General features: G+C 58.4%; 5 protein-coding genes. 1 reads left to right on the plus strand and 4 read right to left on the minus strand.

The annotated features are described in order from the left end of the window. The 4 genes from ACIQ47_RS14365 to ACIQ47_RS14380 all read right to left on the minus strand — a co-directional run. On the minus strand, positions 1-735 hold a 735-nt coding region (locus tag ACIQ47_RS14365; protein WP_396438757.1), incomplete at its 3' end, for an ATP-binding cassette domain-containing protein. A 7-nt stretch (positions 736-742) separates the two neighbouring features. Continuing rightward, positions 743-1,636 (minus strand): ABC transporter permease, encoded by an 894-nt coding sequence (locus tag ACIQ47_RS14370; protein WP_396438758.1) that lies wholly within the window; start codon positions 1,634-1,636, stop codon positions 743-745. Between the two features lie 21 nt (positions 1,637-1,657). Then, entirely contained in the window at positions 1,658-2,611 is a 954-nt protein-coding gene (locus ACIQ47_RS14375) for an ABC transporter permease (RefSeq protein WP_396438759.1), read from the minus strand. 103 nt (positions 2,612-2,714) lie between these two features. Next, entirely contained in the window at positions 2,715-4,331 is a 1,617-nt protein-coding gene (locus ACIQ47_RS14380; RefSeq protein WP_396438761.1) for an ABC transporter substrate-binding protein, read from the minus strand. A 574-nt stretch (positions 4,332-4,905) separates the two neighbouring features. On the opposite strand from ACIQ47_RS14380, the gene ACIQ47_RS14385 reads away from it, so the two are divergent. Beyond that, the coding region (locus ACIQ47_RS14385; RefSeq protein WP_396438760.1) for an aspartate/glutamate racemase family protein at positions 4,906-5,511 on the plus strand (606 nt) is incomplete at its 3' end.

Consider the following 5,511-nt stretch of genomic DNA (forward strand, 5'->3'; position numbering starts at 1 on the left):
TTCAACCACTTGGCCCAGGTACATCACCATCACCCGGTCGCTCATGTAGCGCACCACATTCAGGTCGTGGCTGATGAAAATATAGGTCAAGCCAAACGCCTCTTTCAAGTCGAGCAAGAGGTTCAGCACCTGCGCTTCCACCGACTTGTCCAGGGCAGAGACCGCCTCATCCAGAATGATCAAACGCGACTGCAAGGCCAAAGCCCTGGCGATGTTGACGCGCTGCCTTTGACCGCCTGACAACTCATGCGGGTAACGCTCGGCAAAGCGCTGCGGCGCCAGCCCTACCCGTTCGAGCAAGTCACGCGCACGCTCAATCGCCTCGCGCTCAGGCAGTCCGTGCACCATGGGGGCAAATGCGATCGAATCTTCCATGGTCAGGCGCGGATTCAAGGACGCATAGCTGTCTTGGAACACCATTTGGGCCTGACGGCGGTAATCCTTCAAGGGCAGCGACTTGCTGCCCACGGTCTGCCCATCGAACACCAACTCGCCCTGGTCGGGGGTGATCAGCTGCATGAGCAAGCGGGCTGTGGTCGACTTGCCGCAACCGGACTCGCCCACCACCCCCAGGGTCTCGCCCTTGAACACATCAAAGCTCACCCCGTCGACAGCGCGCACCACGCCCGCGCCGCGCCCCAACAAGTCTTTCTTGAGTGGAAAGTGCTTGACCAAGCCACGCACCGAAAGCATCGGCTGGGTTGATCCGCCCACCTCATCATTGGCCAAAGTCATGCGGACCTCACTGTTTGATTTCCATGGCCGAGCGCAAGCCGTCGGCCAAAAGGTTGAAAGCAATCGATGTCATGAAAATCATCGCCCCAGGCAAAGCCGCAATCCAGGGTTGCGTGTAAATAGCGGTGCGCAAGGTGTTGAGCATCAGGCCCCATTCCGGTTCGGGGGGTTTGACCCCCAGACCCAAAAAGCTCAGACCCGAGGCCAGGATCATGGACACCGCGATCAAACTGGTGGCGTACACAAAAATCGGCCCCAGCACATTGCCCAGCACATGCACCCGCACGATGGTGAAAGCGGATGCACCCGATGCCCTGGCCGCTTCGACAAAATCACGCTCCCGAATCTGCGTGGTCACGCTTTCGGCCACACGGGCCAGCGGCGGTATGAACACAATCGTCAAGGAGATGAGGGAATTGGTGATGCCTGCCCCCAAAGCGCCCGACAGGGCAATGGCCAACAACACCGAAGGGAAGGCATAAAAAACGTCGATGGTGCGCATCATCACGCTGTTGACCCAGCCCCCGGTGTAACCGGCGGTGATGCCGATCAAGGAGCCGATGACAAAAGCACACACCACCGGCGTGATGCCCATGAACAAGGACAACTTGGCCCCCACCATCAAGCGGGTGAGCATGTCGCGGCCCAACTCGTCGGTGCCCAAGGGGTGGCCTTCAAAGCCAATGGGCTTGAGGCGTTTGAGCATGGAGGACTGGTACGGGTCCATGGGCGCGAGCCAGGGGCCGAACACAGCCAGCACCATCAACAACAGCACCACCAGGGCGGCACCCACAGCCACTTTGTCACGTAAAAACCGACGCCCCACGGTTTCCCAATAACCGGCAGAGCGCTCATACACCAGCGGGAGCACGGGGCTGGCAGCCGCATTCAATGAAGTCATGTCAATTCCTTGGGGTCGGGATCAAGCGCGTGCAATGCGAGGGTCCAGCAAGGTCTGGATCACATCCACGATGAGGTTGAGCACGACAAAAAACATGGCCAGCACCAGGATCGTGCCTTGCAGCAAAGGCAAGTCGCGCTGGAAGATGGCCGAGTTCAGCAAGAAGCCTGTGCCTGGCCAAGAAAACACCGTCTCGATCAGGATCGAGCCGCCGAGCAAGTAACCCAACTGCAAGCCCATCACCGCCAGCGCCGTGGGCGCTGCATTTTTGACCACATGCCAAAAAATACCAAAATTGGTCAAGCCCTTGGCGCGCAAACCCACGATGAACTCTTGCGCCAGGATGTCGGCCACCAAGGCCCGAACCGTGCGCGAGATGATGCCCATCGGGATCACGCTCATGGTGATGGCGGGCAAGAGCATGTGCTTGAAGTGCTCCCAATCCCACACCCACTGGCTGGAGCCACCCGGCCCAGCGCCGCCCGGCGGCAGCCACATCAGGATCGAAGAAAACACAATCACCAAGACCATGCCCAGCCAATAGTGCGGAACGCTGACCCCCAGCACAGACAGCAAAGAGGCAAATTTATCGAGCCAAGAGTTCTGGAAATACCCGGCCACAAAACCAAACAAACAGCCCAACACAAACCCGATCAGGGTGGCCAGCAGGGCAAGGCGCAAGGTGTTGCCCACGGCGGTCATGACCTCCGAAGCCACCGGGCGGTTGCTGGCAATGGATGTACCCAGATCGCCCTGCAAAGCACGCCAGACCCAGGTCACAAACTGTTCAGGGTAAGAGCGGTTGAAGCCGTAGAGCTCGATCAACTGCGCCTGCAAGTCGGCCGAGGCGTCTGGCGGCAAAATCGACATCAGAGGATCACCGGGTGCCAGGTGCACCAAGCCAAAACAAACCAGCGCCACCCCCAGCATGATGGGCAGGGAATAAATCAGTCGCCGCAACAAAAAGCCGAGCATGCCAGCACTCCAAAACTGCAATTAAAAAAAGTGTGCAGGCAGGCCGCTCACCACCTGACTGCACACCCAGCGGCATGGGCCCGGTGGGCCCACGCCGTGACCATCAGTCCATCGACACTGGCGCCAAATCAACAAACCAACTGCGTGGCTGCACGAAACCCTTGACCTTGGTGCTCATGGCGCGAGGCCCCACGTCATGGGCAATCCAGACAAAAGGCGCCTCTTCAACAATGCGGGCGTGCAACTTGGCCAGCGCCTCATCACGCCTCTTATCTTCGAACTGAGTACGGGCATCGGAGATCAATTTGTCAAATTCCGGATTGCCAAAAAAACCCCAGTTGTTGGACACCGGTGGGAAGGCGCCTGTGCTGGTGAAACGAACCATGGCAAAGAAGGGATCCATCGCTGCATAGCTCACATTGATGGCATTGGCGCCGTTGGCCGATGGGTCCTTTGCACCCTTACGCCAGTTCGTGAACAAGGTGTTCCACTCGATCACGTCAAACTGGACGTCAAAGAAGCACTGCTTGAGCGACTGTTGCACAAACTCGTTCATGGGCAAGGGCTGCATCTGGCCAGAGCCTGACGCCGAAATTTGCACCTTGACTTTGAGGGGTTTAGCCGCGCTGTGACCCGCTTGTGTCATCAAGGTCTTGGCCGCGTTCACGTCGTACTTGATGTCAAATTTGGGGTTGCCCCACCAGGGGTGGCCCGGAGGCACGGTGCCTTTGGGGGCCGCCATCATCCCGCCCAAAAGGGTTTTCAGGCCTTCACGGTCCACGCACAAGTTGGCCGCGTGACGCACCCGCTTGTCCAGCCAAGGGGAACCTTCGGCAAAAGACAACTGCCAAGGCCACACATGCGGCTGGGCATTGCTTTCAATCTTGAAGCCACGCTGGCGAATTTGCGGCATGGCGTCGGGTGCTGGCGCTTCGATCCAGTCGACCTGACCGCCGAGCAAGGCTGCAGTGCGGGCATTGGCCTCGGGCATGGGCACAAGCACCACGCGGTCGACCTTGGGTAGGCGCTTGGCGTCCCAATAGGTTTTGTTCGCCACCATCTCCAGGCGTTCACGTGGCACGAACCGGGCCATCTTGAAGGGGCCAGAACCAGAGGCATCTGCCGCAAATGCGGTCCAGGCTGCCTTGGATTTGTCTGCCGGTGTAGCACCTGCAGCGGCCTCAAATTTCTTTTGCCAATGGGCCGGCGAGGCGATGAACAAATTGGTCAAGTTGATGGGCACAAACGCATCGGGCTCGCTGGTGGTCAGTTCCACCGTCAGGTCATCGATTTTTCGGGCACTGCGCAGGGTAGGCATGCGCGATGCCGTAACGCCCACCTGGCTGGCATCGAAATGAACCGCATCTTTGTCCAAGACCTTGCGCACGTTCCAGACGATCGCATCGGCATTCAAGGCCGAGCCATCGTGGAACTTCACGCCTGGACGCAGCTTGAAGGTCCATTTGGTTTTATCGGTGGCACCTACAGCCCAAGAAGTGGCCAAGCCAGGAATCAACACACTGGGGCCATCCGATTTGGACAAATCCCAATGGGTCAAGGCGTCGTACATCGGGATGCCGGTGAACCGGTTGCCCTCAAAGCCTTGGTCAGGCTGCCCCAAGGTGCGGGGAATGTCGGCCGCCGTCATGGCAATGCGCAAGACTTTTTCTTGCGCCTGAACGGCCATGGAGATGGCGCTGAGCCCCATCCCGACAGCCATGGTGAACGCCCAGGAAGTGGGCAACAAACGAGGGGAAAGGGTAGACCGCTTCATCAAAACTCCAGTAAAAGTGGATTGAAAAATGAGCAACAGACCTTGAGTACTGACAGATCAGGTCAATAAAATTAACATACCTTACAAGCGTCTGGCAAGGTTTTTGTATGCAATCGCCGTGCCAGATGCGACACATGACCACACCCACCAGGCCAAGCCCGTCAACTTCAAAATGCCCACTGGTCACAAGCATTCAGGCACAGAAATGGTGTTTTCTGGCACCATTCTGGCCATCAAATTTTTGTACCGCACCCCAATTTGGCGTTTTTTTGGTATGCAATAAACACCATCATTGACCGAAATGGACGCAACCTTAAAAAATGGTCATCACTCCCCAACGCCTGGTGCGTCATGTCCCTCACCTGGTCATGGTTCTGCCATTGGGGGACGTTGTCACCTCTAAGCGGATGTGTTGACTTGGACAGATCGATTCTTTGCAAAAATTACCCCCCAGTTTGGCGTCGACTTTGTACACCGATTGAAGATAGACGGCACCCCCACTGACAAAGGAAACTGCCACATGGACCCCACACCACCGAGCCGATTTTTGTTGATCAACCCCAACACCAACGCCTTGACCACGCAACGGTTAAGCGACGTGTTGCAGCCCCAACTGCCGCCGGGTGTGCTGCTGGATGTGCAGACCGCTCGATTCGGGGCGCCCTACATCGCTTGCGAAGCCAGTCACGCGGTGGCCGCACACGCCTGCCTGGACGTGTGGACCGAACACCGGGGCACGCCAGGGAATGCACTTGCCGGCGTGTTGATTGGCTGTTTTGGTGACCCGGGTTTGTTCGCACTGCGCGAAGTCAGCGGCTGCCCGGTCACTGGACTGGCTGAAGCCTCGTTCATTCAGGCCAGTACCCACGGACCATTTGCCATTGTGACGGGCGGTGAACGCTGGAAGCCCATGCTGCAGCGCCTGGCCATCAGCCTGGGTTATGGCGCGCAGCTGCGCCACATCGAGACCGTGGCCCCCACAGGCGCGGCGCTTCAGGCCGACCCCGACATGGCCATTCGCTGCCTCAGCCAAGCCTGCCAAAACGCCGCCCAAAGCGGTGCGGCCAGCATCATTTTGGGCGGCGCAGGCTTGGCCGGTTATGCCCGCTTGCTGCAAGCCCACTGC

This window comes from Limnohabitans sp., from assembly GCF_044373035.1.
GTDB lineage: Bacteria > Pseudomonadota > Gammaproteobacteria > Burkholderiales > Burkholderiaceae_C > Limnohabitans_A.

Excerpts from the sequence above, each read along its gene's own strand:
- ACIQ47_RS14370 (WP_396438758.1), bottom strand. The coding sequence starts at position 1,636 with ATGACTTCATTGAATGCGGCTGCCAGCCCCGTGCTCCCGCTGGTGTAT.
- ACIQ47_RS14375 (WP_396438759.1), bottom strand. The coding sequence starts at position 2,611 with ATGCTCGGCTTTTTGTTGCGGCGACTGATTTATTCCCTGCCCATCATG.
- ACIQ47_RS14380 (WP_396438761.1), bottom strand. The coding sequence starts at position 4,331 with ATGGCTGTCGGGATGGGGCTCAGCGCCATCTCCATGGCCGTTCAGGCG.